Genomic DNA, 12,782 nt, shown 5'->3' on the forward strand with positions numbered 1-12,782 from the left:
TTGACACTGAGCCGAACCCGGATGAACCACCTCCCGAACCCCCGGAATAAGGATTGCAGTTGAACAAGTTCATGCGCTCGCTGCCCGCGATGACGATGCTTCTCGTGACCGTCTCCACCCTGATGATCAGCGACTGGTGGCGCACTTACTGATCAACACGGACTCTGTCATCACAGGCAGTAACACTAGGAGCGGTCGGCACTCGAGGGTCCACCTCCCTTGGGCCTGAGCTGGACCCCGCTCTGCAGCAACATCCTTCGGGCCACGCCGAAACTCAGCCCGAATCTCTTCGCCACATCATGAATGGTCGCCCCGTCGAGGTACGCCTGGACGAGGCCGGGTGGGGCCGACGGAGTAGTCGGCCCCACTTGTCTCAGCTCCACCCCCGCCGAGATGAGCGAGGCGCGCGCCTTGTAGTAGGTCATCCCGAACCGAGCGGCGAGTTCCGTGATCGTGGCGCCGTCTTCGTACGCTCGCACCAAGCCGGCGTCGATCTCGAGTTCCCGGTCCCCACCGCGGGCGCCGGAATCGCCCGCGCCCGTCATCTCAAGGCCACCACCCCGCTGTCGCTCTGGCTACCTCTCCCCACAATCACCCTTGCGTCGCGCCAAATCAGCCCCCAAGTCGGTGCACTTCTCCGTCGCGCGTCAAATTCGCGACAACAGATCATGTACGTCTCTGTACATCACACTTTACTCGCTGGTAGGTTCCGGGCATCCAAACACGTGATCCACTTCATGATTCAAAGGGGAGTCATGACCCGAAAGCCCGCTCGTCTGCTGGCCGTCGCGATCGCCCTCATCGTCGGTTTCGCCGCCGCGCCCGCCGCCTCCGCCGCCCCCGCGACCGATCCGTTCTACAGCTACGACGGCAGTGAACCGCTGTCGTCGTACAGCCCCGGGACCGTGTTGAAGACCCGGACGCTCAATTACCACGTCATCGGCATTTCCACGCCGCTCAAGGTGACCCAGTTGCTGTACCGGTCCACCGACGCGCAGGGCAAGCCGTCCGCCAACGTCACTTCGGTGCTGCGAAGCCTCACCGGCGACAGCACGAAAGCCGTTTCGTACCAATCGTTCTACGATTCGCTCAACCCCGAGCACGGCCCGTCCAGGGCGATCGCCGGTGACGTCTCGCTCGGCGGCCTGATCGCCAACGCGGAGTCGCTGTTCATCGCGCCCGCCCTGTTGCTGGGCTACAACGTCGTCATTCCCGACACCGAAGGCCAGAAGGCGAACTTCGCCGCCGGGCCCGAATACGGGACGAACACCCTGGATTCCATCCGCGCCGCGACGCGGTCTCCTGGAACGGGGATGAACGACAAGACCCGGTTCGGTCTCATCGGCTATTCGGGTGGCGCCATCGCGACGGGCTGGGCCGCCGCGCTCGCGCCGGATTACGCGCCCGACGTCAACAAGAACCTCGTCGGTTTCACCGAAGGCGGAGTGCTCGTCAAGCCGTCGCACAATCTCAAGTACGTCAACGGCAGCGTCGCGTGGACCGGCGTCATTCCGATGGCGCTCATCGGCGTCTCGCGGTCCTTCGGCATCGATCTCAAGCCGTACGCTAATTCTTACGGCCTTCAGGTGCTCAAGGACATGGAAAAGGCGTCGATCGTCGACGCGCTCGGCCGGTATCCCGGGCTGACGTGGGAGAAATTCGTCAAACCCGAGTACGTCAACCCGAACAAGGTGCTGCCGTACGTCGAGGCCGTGAACAAGATCAACCTCGGTTCCGCGCCGACGCCGACCGTGCCCGGCTACATCGCGCAGGGCAACAACGGTGCCCTGGAAGGCACCTTCGGCAATCCGCCGGGGATCGGGACCGGCGACGGGGTGATGGTCGCCGGTGACGTGCGCTCGCTCGCGCGGCAGTACTGCGACACCGGCAACAAGTCGATCAAGTACGACCAGTACAACACGCTGAGCCACGTCGGGGCGGCCCTCGCCTGGGCGCCGCTGGCCATCGGCTGGCTCAACGACCGGTTCGCCGGCAAGGCGGCCCCGACCAGCTGCGGGAAGATCGCGCCCGGCAACTCCCTTGCCCCGGAGGTGCCGGCCGGCTGACCGCACAGGTCCGTGAAGGCCTCCTTCCCTACCCTGACAGTAGGGAAGGAGGCCTTCACGGATCTCCAAGCCGGTACGGTGCCGCACGTGACCGAGCACCGCAAGCTGCCGAAGGGGCCGCACAACCTCAGCCGCGACGAGGTCGCCGAAACCCAGCGCGCCCGGCTGATCGACGCGGTACTGGAGAACACCGGCGAACGCGGCTACGTCGCCACGACCGTCGGCCACATCACCGCCACGGCGGGCGTGTCCCGGACCTCTTTCTACGAACAGTTCACCGGCAAACAGGACGCCTTTCTCTCCGCCTATCGCGAGATCACCACCGAGTTCATCACCCAGGGTGTCGCCGTGGGCGCCGAGGCATCGACCCCGCTGGACGCCGTCGCCGCCTGCTGCGACTTCCTCGTCGACTACGTGCACCGGCGCCCCACCGCCGTCCGCGCCGCGTTGCTGGAGATCTACGCGCTCGGCGACGCGGGGCTCGAAGCGCGGGAGAACACCTTGCGCGCCGGTGAAGCCGTCTTCGATCGGACGGCGGAATGGCTTCGTGCCACCGATCCCGCGCTGCCTTCACCGCCGCCGTTCACCGCGCGCACGGTCGTCGCCGCCACCATCGAACTGATCACCCAGGCCATCTGGATCGGCACGGAAGACGCGTACGAGCAGGCTCGCGAAGCCGTCCGCTACACCTGGCTGCTCGGCTTGTTCGGGCACCGGAGCGTCGACGCCTAGGGAGGGCGTACTTCAATAGTGAGGGTGGGTGCGTGGGGGGGGGGGGGGGNACGCGTACGAGCAGGCTCGCGAAGCCGTCCGCTACACCTGGCTGCTCGGCTTGTTCGGGCACCGGAGCGTCGACGCCTAGGGAGGGCGTACTTCAATAGTGAGGGTGGGTGCGTCGCGAAAGCCACTTTCGGGACGTCTGATGTCCCGAAAGTGGCTTTCGCGACATGTGCACCGGGGCGCCGGCTTCGAGCGGGACCGCGCCTAGCGGGCGAGACGCCGCCGCTCGAAGTCGACGATCAGTTTCGGGTACCGCCGCGGGAGCAGCCGGACGAGCCGGTCGACCAGTTTCGCGTCGTTCCCCACGAGCACGCGCGGTTTCCCGGCCTCGACCCCGTCGACGATGATGCGCGCGGCCTGATCCGCCGGCATCTTCAGCAGCTTTTCGTTGTACACGCGGACGCGTTCCCGCTGTTCGGCGGTGGGCTCGATACCGCGCGCCTCGGCTTCCTTCAACGCCGCCGAGGCGATACCGGTCTTGACCCCGCCTGGATGGACGACGGTCACCCGCACCGGATGCCCGCCCGCGATCATCTCGGTGCGCAGCGCGTCGGTGAACCCCCGGACGCCGAACTTGCTGGCGCAGTAGGCGCTGAGTGTCGGCTGGGCCATGAAACCGTTGAGGCTGGAGATGTTCACGACCTGGCCGTCGCCGGAATCGATCAGATACGGCAGGAAGGCCTTGGTGCCGTTGATGACGCCGAAGAGGTTGACCGCGAGCGTGCGGTCGTACAGCTCCCAGTCCGCGTCGAGCACGGTCTGCCCGCCGCCCGCGACCCCGGCGTTGTTGTAGATCTGGTGCACCACACCGAACTGCGCGGCGACGGCGGTCGCGTACTCCAGCACCGCCGCCCGATCGCTGACGTCCAGCGCGGCCCCCTGCACTTCCGCACCCAGGGCCTTGACCTCGGTGACGGTTTCGGCCAGCCCCGTTTCGTCCACATCGGACACCGCGAGCCGGGCTCCGCGCCGCGCGAGTTCGAGGGCCAGCTGACGGCCGATGCCGGAACCGGCACCGGTGACGACGGCGACCTTGCCGTGAACACCGCTCATCGGGTTTCTCCTGCCGGGTCGAGGGCCAGTTCGGCGGTCAGCTCGACGAGCCGCTCGACCAGGTCCGGGGCGATGTGGTGGCCCATTCCGGGGATTTCGACGTAGCGGGCGCCCCTGATGGCCTTGGCGGTCGCCCGCCCGCCGCTGTGGTGGACCATGCGGTCGGTGTCCCCGTGGACCACGACCGTCGGGCAGGTGATGCGGGCGAGTTCGGCGGTGCGGTCGCCGCTGGCCTGGATCGCGCCGATCTGACGGGCGATACCGCTGCGGGCGCGGCGTCCTCCGGCGCGTTCCCACAGTTCCTCGGCCCAGGCCGTTTCGACGTCCTTGTCCAGCGGGAACGTGGCCGAGCCGAGGTGACCCATCATCGCCAGGTGCCCGGCCACCGATTCCTCGACGGTCCGCGCGGGCCGCCGCGCCATGCGCAGCAGCGTCGACCGCGCCGGCTGCCCGACCCGGCGGTGCCCGGTCGTGGAGAAGATCGACGTCAGCGACAGGACCCGGCCGGGGTTCCGGGCGGCGACGGTCTGCGCGATCATGCCGCCCATCGACATGCCGGCCAGATGCGCCTTCTCGACACCGAGGTGGTCCAGCAGGCCGACGGTGTCCGCCGCCATGTCGCCAAGGTCGTAGGCGTCCGGCAGCGGCCGGGCCAGCAGTTGACGGAGCTTGCCGGGATTCGGCGCCTTGATGCGATCCGAGCAGCCCGCGTCCCGGTTGTCGAACCGGATGACGCGGAAACCGCGGCCGGTGAACCCCTCGATCATCGGCCGCGGCCACGAAGTGAGGTCCAGGCCGAGCCCGGCGATCAGCACGAGCGGCACCCCGTCGGACGGGCCGTCCTCGCGGTAACAGATCCGCGGGCCGCCGGGCAGGTCGGCGAAGCCGTCGGTCACGAGTTCACCGCTTCCCGGACCTCGACGCGGGAGAAGTGCAGCTCCGGATCGGTGATGTCGTCCGCGCGCAGCAGCTTGATGTCCGAGTGGTAGCTCATCGAGGTCAGCCACGGCATGCGGTCGCCTTGACGCGGGAGCTGGTCGAGAGCGCGCTGGACGTATCCGGCGGCGAAGTCCAGGAACGGTTTCGTCGGCATGTCCGGATCGGCGAGGACGGGACGGCAGACGTCGTAGCCGTGGGCGTCCATATGCGCCAGCAGACGGCAGAAGTGCTCGCACAGCAGGCCGATCTTGAGCGTCCACGACGAGTTCGTGTAACCGATCGCGAACGCGGCGTTCGGCACGTCCGAAAGCATCATTCCCTTGTACGCGACGGTTTCCGGCAGGATCACCGGTTTCCCGTCGACGCTGAGCTTCGCCCCGCCGAACACCTGGAGGTTCAATCCGGTGGCGGTGACGATGATGTCCGCCTCCAGCTCACGCCCGGATTCGAGCAGGATCCCCTTCTCGGTGAAGGTCGCGATCTTGTCGGTGACGACGTCGGCCTTGCCCTTGCGGATGGCGGCGAACAGATCGCCGCCGGGTACGGCGCACAGCCGCTGGTCCCACGGGTCGTACGGCGGGTTGAAGTGCTCGTCGACCGGATAGCCCTTGGGAAGCTGCTTCTTGTTGACGTAACGGATGAGGCCGCGGGCGGTCTTCGGGAACTTCTGGCAGAACTGCCAGACCGCCAGTCCCTTGCGGATGTTCTTGCGGCGGGTGAGCGCGTAGGCCCGCTCCTCGCCGAGGATCTTGCGCAGGCCGTTGGCGATCTTGTCCTCGCGCGGCACCGGCATGACGTAGGTCGGGGTGCGCTGCAGCATCGTCACGTGCGCCGCGGTGCCCGCCATCGCCGGGATCAGGGTGACCGCGGTGGCGCCGCTGCCGATCACGACGACCCGCTTGCCCGCGTAGTCGAGGTCCTCGGGCCAGTGCTGCGGATGCACGATCGTGCCGGTGAACCGGTCCCGGCCCTCGAAACGCGGGGTGAAGCCCTCGTCGTAGCGGTAGTAGCCGCCGGCGTTGAACAGCCAGCTCGCGCTGAGGCTGGTGCGCTCGCCGGTGTCGGTCCGCTCGATCTCGAGCAGCCAGCGGGCCTCGTCGCTCGACCAGGCGGCCGAGAGCAGCTTGTGGTGGTACCGGATGCTGGGTTCGAGGCCGTTCTCGGCGACCGTCTCGCGCAGGTACGACAGGATCCGGGGCGCGTCGGCGATGGACTGCTTGTCCCGCCACGGCTTGAACTCGTAGCCGAAGGTGTGGAGGTCGGAGTCCGACCGGATGCCCGGGTAGCGGAACAGGTCCCAGGTGCCGCCGGACGCGCCGCGCGCCTCCAGGATGGCGAACGTCTTGCCAGGGTTCTCGGTCTTCAGGTAGCGCGCGGCCCCGATCCCGGAAATCCCGGCACCGATGATGACCACGTCGAGGTGCTCGACGGGGGTGCTCGTCGTCATGCGGTACTCCAGCCTCGTCTCGGTTCCCTCCACGATGCGGGTCGGGCGGGGAATTGCGCTAGCGCTATCTGCACCATCATGATGTATGGATGGTGCAAAGTGCCGCATCGCCGTGGCCGACGCTGTCGCCTGAGGCGCGTGACCTCTTCCGGCGGGGCGCGGAGATCGTGCTGCATCCCCGCGCCGAATGGATCGAGGAGCTGCACGAGGCGTCGCTCGGCGGGGACAGTATGCGCGCGGTCGCCGAGGACCCCGTGCTCACCGAGGGGACCAAACGCGCCAATCTGGCGAATCTGCTGCACTGGGCGGCCGCCAACGTGCAGCGCCCCGGTGAACGGGTCGCCGCCAACCTCAATCGGGAAGTGCTGGACGGCGCTCGCGACATGGTGCGCCGCGGCTTCGACTCCGGCGGCCTCGACGCCTATCGGCGGGCGCAGGGGGTGGCCTGGCGCCGGTGGATCGAGATCTGTTTCGACCTCACTTCGGACCCGGTCCTGCTCCGCGAGCTACTGGACGTTTCATCGTTGTCCATCACCACGTTCATCGAGGACACCGTCGCCGCCGTGTCCGAACGGATGGCCGCCGAACGCACGGAACTGACCCGCGGCGCCCACGCCGAACGGCGGGCCACGGTCACCCTGCTGCTGGAAGGCGCCCCCATCAGCCGTTCGCGCGCCGAAGCCCAGCTCGGCTACCCGCTCGCCGGACCGCATACGGCCGCGATCGTCTGGAGCGGCTCGGTGACCCCGTCGTCCCAGCAGCTCGAAACCGCCGCGGAGACGCTCATGCGGGCGAGTGGCGCTTCGCACCGGCTGACCGTCGTCGCCAGCGCCGCCGCCTTGTGGGTCTGGCTGCCCGGCCGGACCCAGCCGCGCGCGGACCGGCTCGCCGAAGACCTCGCGCCGCATCCCGACGTCCGGGTCGCGCTGGGGCGGCCCGGCAGCGGGATCGACGGGTTCCGCCGCAGCCATCTGGACGCCGCCGCCACCCAGCGGATGCTCGCCCGGCTCACCTCGCCGCGGCAGATCGCGCGGTACCAGGACATCCAGCTGCTCGCGCTGCTCACCGGCGATCCGACGCAGGCGGGCGAATTCATCGCCGACACCCTCGGCGAACTCCGGCACGCCGACGCCGAGACCCGGGAGACCGTGCGGGCCTACGTGCACGAACTCGGCAACACGACACGGACCGCGGAACGGCTCTACACCCATCGGAACACCGTCGTCCGGCGGCTGGCGCGGGCCGACGAACTGCTCCCCCGGCCGCTGGCGGAGAACGCGGTGGACGTGGCAGTCGCGCTGGAAACGCTGCGCTGGCTGGGAAGCGGCGCGTGACGGTCACGAAAGCGGCAGGTCGAGGTTCCGGAGCATGGCGCGTTGTTCGGCGGTCAGCTCACCCTCGACCGTGATGGTGAACGGGGGCGGCTCCTCGCGGGAGCGGAGGAAGTTGCTCCAGGCGATACCCAGATTCGCCAGCCCGGTCAGGGAGCCGATGGACATGCAGATGACCTCGAAGACGCCCAGCTCCCCCGTGCTCCGGGACCCCGCGAGGCTGATGGTCGCGGACCGCGTCACGTCGGCGTCGTCGCGGAGCCAGCTGTAGAACTCGGTCAGCGCTTGTTCGTCGCCGGCGGCGTTGATCGTCAGCTCCATGGGACCTCCCTCGAAGTGCTGTCCCTACCAGTCGCCGCCCCGGCCCGGCGCGTAACAGGAATCGGCTTCGCCGGGCGAAACCTCTAGATTGACGGCATGGTTTCCATCGCCGAGAAGGCCACGCGGCTGCAGGAATTGCACGCCGCCCCCGAACTCTTGCTCGTCGTCAACGTGTGGGACGCGATCACCGCGAAGGTCGTCGCCGAAACCCCTGGTACGCAGGCACTCGCCACCCCGAGCCACGGTATCGCCGCCGCCCGCGGTTATCCCGACGGCGAGGTGATCCCCCGCGACGAGATGATCGCCGAGGTCGCCCTGATCGTCCGGGTGGCGGGCGATCTGCCGGTCACCGCGGACCTGGAGGCGGGGTACGGCGACCCGGGCGGCACGGTCGCCCGCGCGATCGAGGCCGGCGCGGTCGGCTGCAACCTCGAAGACCAGATGAAACCGCTGGACGAGTCGGTCAAGGCCGTCGAGGCCGCGGTCGCCGCCGCCCAGTCCGCCGGTATCGACTTCGTGCTCAACGCCCGCACCGACGCCTTCCTCCGGGCGGGCGACCGTGACCCCGAGGAGGTGCTGGCCGACGCGATCACCCGCGGCCGCGCGTACCTGGACGCCGGCGCGTCGAACGTCTTCGTGCCCGGCAAGCTCGACGAGACCCAGGTCGGCAGGCTGGTCGAGGCGCTGGGCGAGCGCAAGGTCAACCTGATCGGCGTCCCGGGCTCGATCCCGCTGGCCACCGCGCAGAAGCTCGGTGTCTCCCGGGTGTCCTACGGGCCCTTCAGCCAGAACGTCGCGCTGACCGCGCTGGCGAAGCTCGCCGAGGACGTCTACGCCGGCGGCGGCCTGCCCGCCGACATGCGCAAGCTGAACTGAACTCAGTGCTCCCCGTAGCGGGGTAGCTCGATGGCGTCCGAGGGTGGGTTGGTGAAGCGAGCCGCGAAGCGGCCCACCCTCGGACCCGCCGCGAGGCCCGCGAGAGCGTGCAGCAGGCCGATACCGGCGCGGCTCTTCGGAGCCGCCAGCCGCGGCGCGATCCACGGGACCTTCTGAGCCTGGTCGACGTAAGGCCGCATGATCGCTTCGTACGAACGGAAAGCGTCGACGTGGCCGGCGTGACGGCCGAGTTCTCCGGCGAGAACGTAAGCGCCGACGAGGGCGAGGCTGGTACCCATGCCGCTGAGCGGAGAGGCGCAATAGGCGGCGTCGCCGACCACGGCGATCCGGCCGCGTGACCAGTGCTCCAGGCGTATCTGTCCGACTGATTCGAAGAAGTAGTCGGGTGAGCCGCCCAGCCCGTCGAGCACGCGTGGGGTCTCCCAGCCCGCGTCGACGTAATGACGGCGCAGGAATTCTTGCTGTGCGGGAAGACGCAGCCGTTCGAGTCCCGGCCTCGGGAGCAGGAACGACAGCGAGGCCCGGGTGGTGCCCTGGTTGTCGGGGCGCAGGGTGACGACCCGGCGGCCTGGCGCGTTGTACCAGCGGGCCCAACGGCCGTCGGATCCCGCACGCGGGACGGTGAAGTAGGCGGTGTAGAGGCCGAACGACCTGGTGCGGACGAGATCGGCGAAAACCAGGCCGCGGGTCCGCGAGCGAAAGCCGTCGGCGAGGACGACGAGGTCGAAACGCCGTCCGGAACCGGCGCGGAAGGTGACGTCCACGCCGTCGCCGGTGTCGGTCAAGCCGGTGATCTCGTCGCCGAAGACGTACTCGGTGTCCTCGCGGGTGCTCTGGTGGAGCAGGCCGGCGAGCTCGCCGCGCAGGATTTCCAGCTCGGTCACGAAGCCGTCGCCGTCGAGCGAGTCGGCGGCGAACGACGCCCGGACGCGGCCGCGACGGTCGACGAACCGCAGCCCGGCCTCGTGGGTGACGCGATCGCGCGCGGCTTGTTCGAGGCCCATGCGTTCGACGACGGTGCGGCCGGCGCCGCGCAGGTCGACGGTCTGCCCGCCGAGCCGCGGCGCCGGTGCGCGTTCGACCACGGTCGCGGCCACGCCGTGGCGGCGAAGCCAGAAAGCGAGCGCGGTTCCGGCGATACCCGCGCCGGAGATCAGGATGTTCCTCACCGGGCACCGGCCGGCGCCGCGGTGACGACGGCTTCGGTTTCGTCGGGCCGGGCCCGGCGCGGGAACAGCGGCGAGATCAGCAGGAACAGCCCGATGACCATCGCTTGGACGACCAGCGCGTCACGGAAGCTCTCAGTGGGCCGGGTGACATCGGCGAAGAACACCGTGCTGAACACCGCGACCCCGACCGAACCCCCGATCGCCTGCACGGCGGTGAGTACCCCGGACGCCGACCCGACCTCGTCGTCGGCGACGGCGCCGAGCACGGTGTTGAACACCGCCGCGATCACGATTCCCGCACCGATCCCGGCGACGACGCCTCCGGGCACGATCCGCCAGATGGTGAACTCGCCGGTGCCGGACAGCGCGATCCACAGCCAGGCGACGCCGCCGAACTGGACGACGGCACCCGCCTGCAGGACGGCCCTCCCTAGTTTCGCGGCGAGCAGGCCACCGCTGATGCCGCCACCGACGGCGGTGCCCAGCGCGACCGGGAGATTGCCGAGACCCGCCTCGCCCGCGGTGAAACCCTGACCGATCTGCAGGAAGAACGTCAGGACCAGCTGGGTACCGATCAAGCCGCCGAAGAACAGTGCGACCGCAGCCAGCCCGACGGTGAACGCCGGCTTGCCGAACAGGGCCGGGGTGACCAGCGGAGCGCGGTCGAGACGCACGATCCTTCGTTGCCACAACGCGAACGCCACGTACCCGAGCACCGCGGCCGCCAGGGAGAGCCAGGTCCACAGTGGCCAACCCGCCGCCTGTCCCTCGTTGAGCGGAAGGACCAGCAACGCGGAAGCGGCCGCGACCAGCACGGCACCGGCGATGTCCACGCGCAGCCCCGGAGTTCCGGCACCGCGCGGGACCAGCCGCCAGGCCAGTGCCAGCGCGGCGAGCCCGACCGGGACGTTGACCAGGAACACCAGCCGCCAGCCGAGGCCGAACAGATCCCAGTCGACCAGCGCGCCGCCCAGCACCGGCCCCAGCACACCGCCGAGTCCCAGCACCGGCCCGAAAATGGCGAGTGCCTTGGTGAGGTCGCGAGGCGAAAGGTTGTCGCGCAGGATTCCCAGGCCCTGCGGGAGCATCATCGCGCCCGCCACACCCTGGACAAGGCGGAAGGCGATCAGTAGGCCGGCGGTCGGCGCGATCGCGCACAACAGGGACGCGACGGTGAAGGCCACGAGTCCGAACAGGAACATCGGACGGCGGCCGTAGCGGTCGCCGAGCCGCCCGCCCAGCACCAGACCCGCGCCGAGGGTCAGGGCGTACCCGCCGATCACCCACTGCAGGCCGACCGGGCTCGTGCCCAGCGATCGTTCGAGCGACGGTCCCGCCACGTTGACGATCGTCGAGTCGAGCAGGTCCATCAATTCCACGACGAGCACGGTGGCCAGCAGCCACCACACCGATCGTGGCGAGATCTTTTCTTCGCGCATCTGCGTTTTCACTCCGAATCCGGGCGTTGTGGTACGCCGGAGGGCGCAAGCGCTCCGGTATGTGCTGACGGGAAGACTCAGCTTTCGGGCAGGGAATCCGCGGTGCCGGTGTAGATCCGCACGACACCGGTCAGGAAGTTCTCGACGACGTCACGGTCCGCGGGGCTCAGGGCCTCGACAAGGCTCTCAATGCCGCTGAGCAGCGGATGAATTCGTTCGAAGATCTTGGCCATCGACTCCTGGACCGGCTCGACGAGCACCTTGCGGCGGTCCGTGGCGTGCGGTTTGCGGAGGACGTGCCCGGCTTTCTCGAGCCTGTCGACGATATGGGTGCTCGCCGCCGTCGAGACCCGCAGCCGATCCGCGAGCTCCTTCGCCGTCAGAGGACCTTCGCTGGTGAGATGTTCCATCGCCGAGAGGTCGGTGGAATTGATGCCCAGCGCTCCGCTCAGACGCTTCTCGATCACCCGCGTGAGCGTCCCGACCTCTTGGAGACGCTCCATCACCGAGTTGCCCACGCCTGGGGAATCGACCTGCCACGAGCCAGCTGAAGTCACACAAGAAGCTTACTAGATAAGTCGCTAACAAAGTTAATGAAATGATGTGACGGTCGGCACCCCCGCCCTTCGGCGTCCACAATGGACACCCCCATGCACGCGGACCGGCGGTGCTCCGCACGTCGCTGTAGGGTTTCCGCATGGTGCGCGGAGTCGGCCGGACCGAAGGACTCCTGCTGGCCGGCGTGGTCGTCGCGGTGCTCGTCGCGACGGGGATCCAGGCCGGATCCCCCGGCACCTGGCTGCTGGAAGTGGTCTGGGTGCTGATCGGGCTGCCGCTGGTGGTGGCCCTGCGCAAACGTTTTCCCCTGACCCGGTTGCTGTGCTGGCTGCTGGTGCTGCACGCGATCGTGCTGTGTTACGGCGGGCAGTACACCTACGCGGAGACCCCGGCCGGGGAATGGGTGCAGAGCTGGCTTGGCACCCAGCGGAACAACTACGACCGGTTCGCCCACGTCGTCCAGGGTTTCGTCCCGGCGATCGCCGTGCGCGAGGTGCTGCTGCGCCGGACCCCGCTGCGCCCAGGTGCCTGGGTCGCGTTCCTGACCGTCTGCGTCTGCGTGACGATCGCCGCCGGTTTCGAGTTCGTGGAATGGCTCAGCGCGATGATCGCCGGCGCGGGCGCGGACGATTTCCTCGGCACCCAGGGAGACGTCTGGGACACGCAGTGGGACATGTTCCTCTGCCTGTGCGGCGCGGTGCTCTCCCTGCTGATCTGGCGCAGGACTCACGATCGGCAACTCCGGGGGATTCCGGCGAACAGCCTGTAATGCAGGTAACCAA

13 protein-coding genes are annotated in these 12,782 nt (G+C 68.7%); 5 read left to right on the forward strand and 8 right to left on the reverse strand.

Features of this window, described 5'->3' with window-relative positions; genetic code table 11:
- Positions 1-185 precede the first annotated feature (185 nt).
- The gene (locus tag ACXIZN_RS21680; RefSeq protein WP_126729402.1) at positions 186-545 is read right to left on the reverse strand and encodes a helix-turn-helix domain-containing protein; all 360 of its coding nucleotides are present in this window, start codon (positions 543-545) and stop codon (positions 186-188) included.
- 210 nt (positions 546-755) lie between these two features.
- On the opposite strand from ACXIZN_RS21680, the gene ACXIZN_RS21685 reads away from it, so the two are divergent.
- Both ACXIZN_RS21685 and ACXIZN_RS21690 read left to right on the forward strand, forming a co-directional pair.
- Positions 756-2,066, forward strand: a complete 1,311-nt coding sequence (locus ACXIZN_RS21685; RefSeq protein ID WP_457956531.1) for a lipase family protein — start codon at positions 756-758, stop codon at positions 2,064-2,066.
- 87 nt (positions 2,067-2,153) lie between these two features.
- Entirely contained in the window at positions 2,154-2,798 is a 645-nt protein-coding gene (locus tag ACXIZN_RS21690; RefSeq protein WP_457956532.1) for a TetR/AcrR family transcriptional regulator, read from the forward strand.
- Positions 2,799-3,050: 252 nt separating this feature from the next.
- Here the strand turns inward: ACXIZN_RS21690 and ACXIZN_RS21695 are convergent, their stop codons facing one another.
- From ACXIZN_RS21695 to ACXIZN_RS21705, 3 genes are read right to left on the reverse strand one after another with little or no spacing between them, the layout of a single operon-like run.
- On the reverse strand, positions 3,051-3,899 hold the full coding sequence (locus ACXIZN_RS21695; protein ID WP_457956534.1) for an SDR family NAD(P)-dependent oxidoreductase: 849 nt from the start codon (positions 3,897-3,899) through the stop codon (positions 3,051-3,053).
- Positions 3,896-4,795, reverse strand: a complete 900-nt coding sequence (locus ACXIZN_RS21700) for an alpha/beta fold hydrolase (protein WP_457956535.1) — start codon at positions 4,793-4,795, stop codon at positions 3,896-3,898. The genes ACXIZN_RS21695 and ACXIZN_RS21700 overlap by 4 nt, the downstream gene beginning before the upstream one ends.
- The gene (locus ACXIZN_RS21705) at positions 4,792-6,285 is read right to left on the reverse strand and encodes a flavin-containing monooxygenase (RefSeq protein ID WP_457956536.1); all 1,494 of its coding nucleotides are present in this window, start codon (positions 6,283-6,285) and stop codon (positions 4,792-4,794) included. Before ACXIZN_RS21705 ends, ACXIZN_RS21700 begins: the two co-directional genes overlap by 4 nt.
- An 89-nt stretch (positions 6,286-6,374) precedes the next feature.
- On the opposite strand from ACXIZN_RS21705, the gene ACXIZN_RS21710 reads away from it, so the two are divergent.
- Positions 6,375-7,619: a PucR family transcriptional regulator gene (locus tag ACXIZN_RS21710; RefSeq protein WP_457956537.1), complete on the forward strand. Its 1,245-nt coding sequence runs from the start codon at positions 6,375-6,377 to the stop codon at positions 7,617-7,619.
- A gap of 3 nt (positions 7,620-7,622) precedes the next feature.
- Here the strand turns inward: ACXIZN_RS21710 and ACXIZN_RS21715 are convergent, their stop codons facing one another.
- Entirely contained in the window at positions 7,623-7,937 is a 315-nt protein-coding gene (locus ACXIZN_RS21715; protein WP_457956539.1) for an effector-associated constant component EACC1, read from the reverse strand.
- A gap of 96 nt (positions 7,938-8,033) precedes the next feature.
- On the opposite strand from ACXIZN_RS21715, the gene ACXIZN_RS21720 reads away from it, so the two are divergent.
- Complete coding sequence (locus tag ACXIZN_RS21720; RefSeq protein WP_340684084.1) at positions 8,034-8,813, forward strand: isocitrate lyase/PEP mutase family protein; 780 nt, start codon at positions 8,034-8,036, stop codon at positions 8,811-8,813.
- Between the two features lie 2 nt (positions 8,814-8,815).
- Here ACXIZN_RS21720 and ACXIZN_RS21725 read toward each other — a convergent pair whose 3' ends face one another.
- The 3 genes from ACXIZN_RS21725 to ACXIZN_RS21735 all read right to left on the reverse strand — a co-directional run bounded on the left by ACXIZN_RS21725 (position 8,816) and on the right by ACXIZN_RS21735 (position 11,999).
- Complete coding sequence (locus ACXIZN_RS21725) at positions 8,816-10,003, reverse strand: FAD-dependent monooxygenase (RefSeq protein ID WP_457956541.1); 1,188 nt, start codon at positions 10,001-10,003, stop codon at positions 8,816-8,818.
- Complete coding sequence (locus ACXIZN_RS21730; protein ID WP_457956543.1) at positions 10,000-11,442, reverse strand: MFS transporter; 1,443 nt, start codon at positions 11,440-11,442, stop codon at positions 10,000-10,002. Before ACXIZN_RS21730 ends, ACXIZN_RS21725 begins: the two co-directional genes overlap by 4 nt.
- 77 nt (positions 11,443-11,519) lie before the next feature.
- Positions 11,520-11,999, reverse strand: coding sequence for a MarR family winged helix-turn-helix transcriptional regulator (locus ACXIZN_RS21735; RefSeq protein WP_457956544.1), 480 nt, complete (start codon positions 11,997-11,999; stop codon positions 11,520-11,522).
- A 140-nt stretch (positions 12,000-12,139) separates the two neighbouring features.
- Between ACXIZN_RS21735 and ACXIZN_RS21740 the strand changes: the two genes are divergently transcribed.
- Positions 12,140-12,769 (forward strand): DUF2238 domain-containing protein, encoded by a 630-nt coding sequence (locus ACXIZN_RS21740; RefSeq protein ID WP_457956546.1) that lies wholly within the window; start codon positions 12,140-12,142, stop codon positions 12,767-12,769.
- Positions 12,770-12,782: the final 13 nt, after the last annotated feature.

It is taken from the genome of Amycolatopsis sp. TRM77291 (assembly GCF_054166285.1).

Bases quoted from the DNA above. Each gene is read 5' to 3' on its own strand.
- ACXIZN_RS21710 (WP_457956537.1), top strand. From the start codon at position 6,375: ATGGTGCAAAGTGCCGCATCGCCGTGGCCGACGCTGTCGCCTGAGGCG.
- ACXIZN_RS21715 (WP_457956539.1), bottom strand. From the start codon at position 7,937: ATGGAGCTGACGATCAACGCCGCCGGCGACGAACAAGCGCTGACCGAG.
- ACXIZN_RS21685 (WP_457956531.1), top strand. From the start codon at position 756: ATGACCCGAAAGCCCGCTCGTCTGCTGGCCGTCGCGATCGCCCTCATC.
- ACXIZN_RS21740 (WP_457956546.1), top strand. From the start codon at position 12,140: ATGGTGCGCGGAGTCGGCCGGACCGAAGGACTCCTGCTGGCCGGCGTG.
- ACXIZN_RS21720 (WP_340684084.1), top strand. From the start codon at position 8,034: ATGGTTTCCATCGCCGAGAAGGCCACGCGGCTGCAGGAATTGCACGCC.
- ACXIZN_RS21680 (WP_126729402.1), bottom strand. From the start codon at position 545: ATGACGGGCGCGGGCGATTCCGGCGCCCGCGGTGGGGACCGGGAACTC.
- ACXIZN_RS21730 (WP_457956543.1), bottom strand. From the start codon at position 11,442: ATGCGCGAAGAAAAGATCTCGCCACGATCGGTGTGGTGGCTGCTGGCC.
- ACXIZN_RS21695 (WP_457956534.1), bottom strand. From the start codon at position 3,899: ATGAGCGGTGTTCACGGCAAGGTCGCCGTCGTCACCGGTGCCGGTTCC.
- ACXIZN_RS21705 (WP_457956536.1), bottom strand. From the start codon at position 6,285: ATGACGACGAGCACCCCCGTCGAGCACCTCGACGTGGTCATCATCGGT.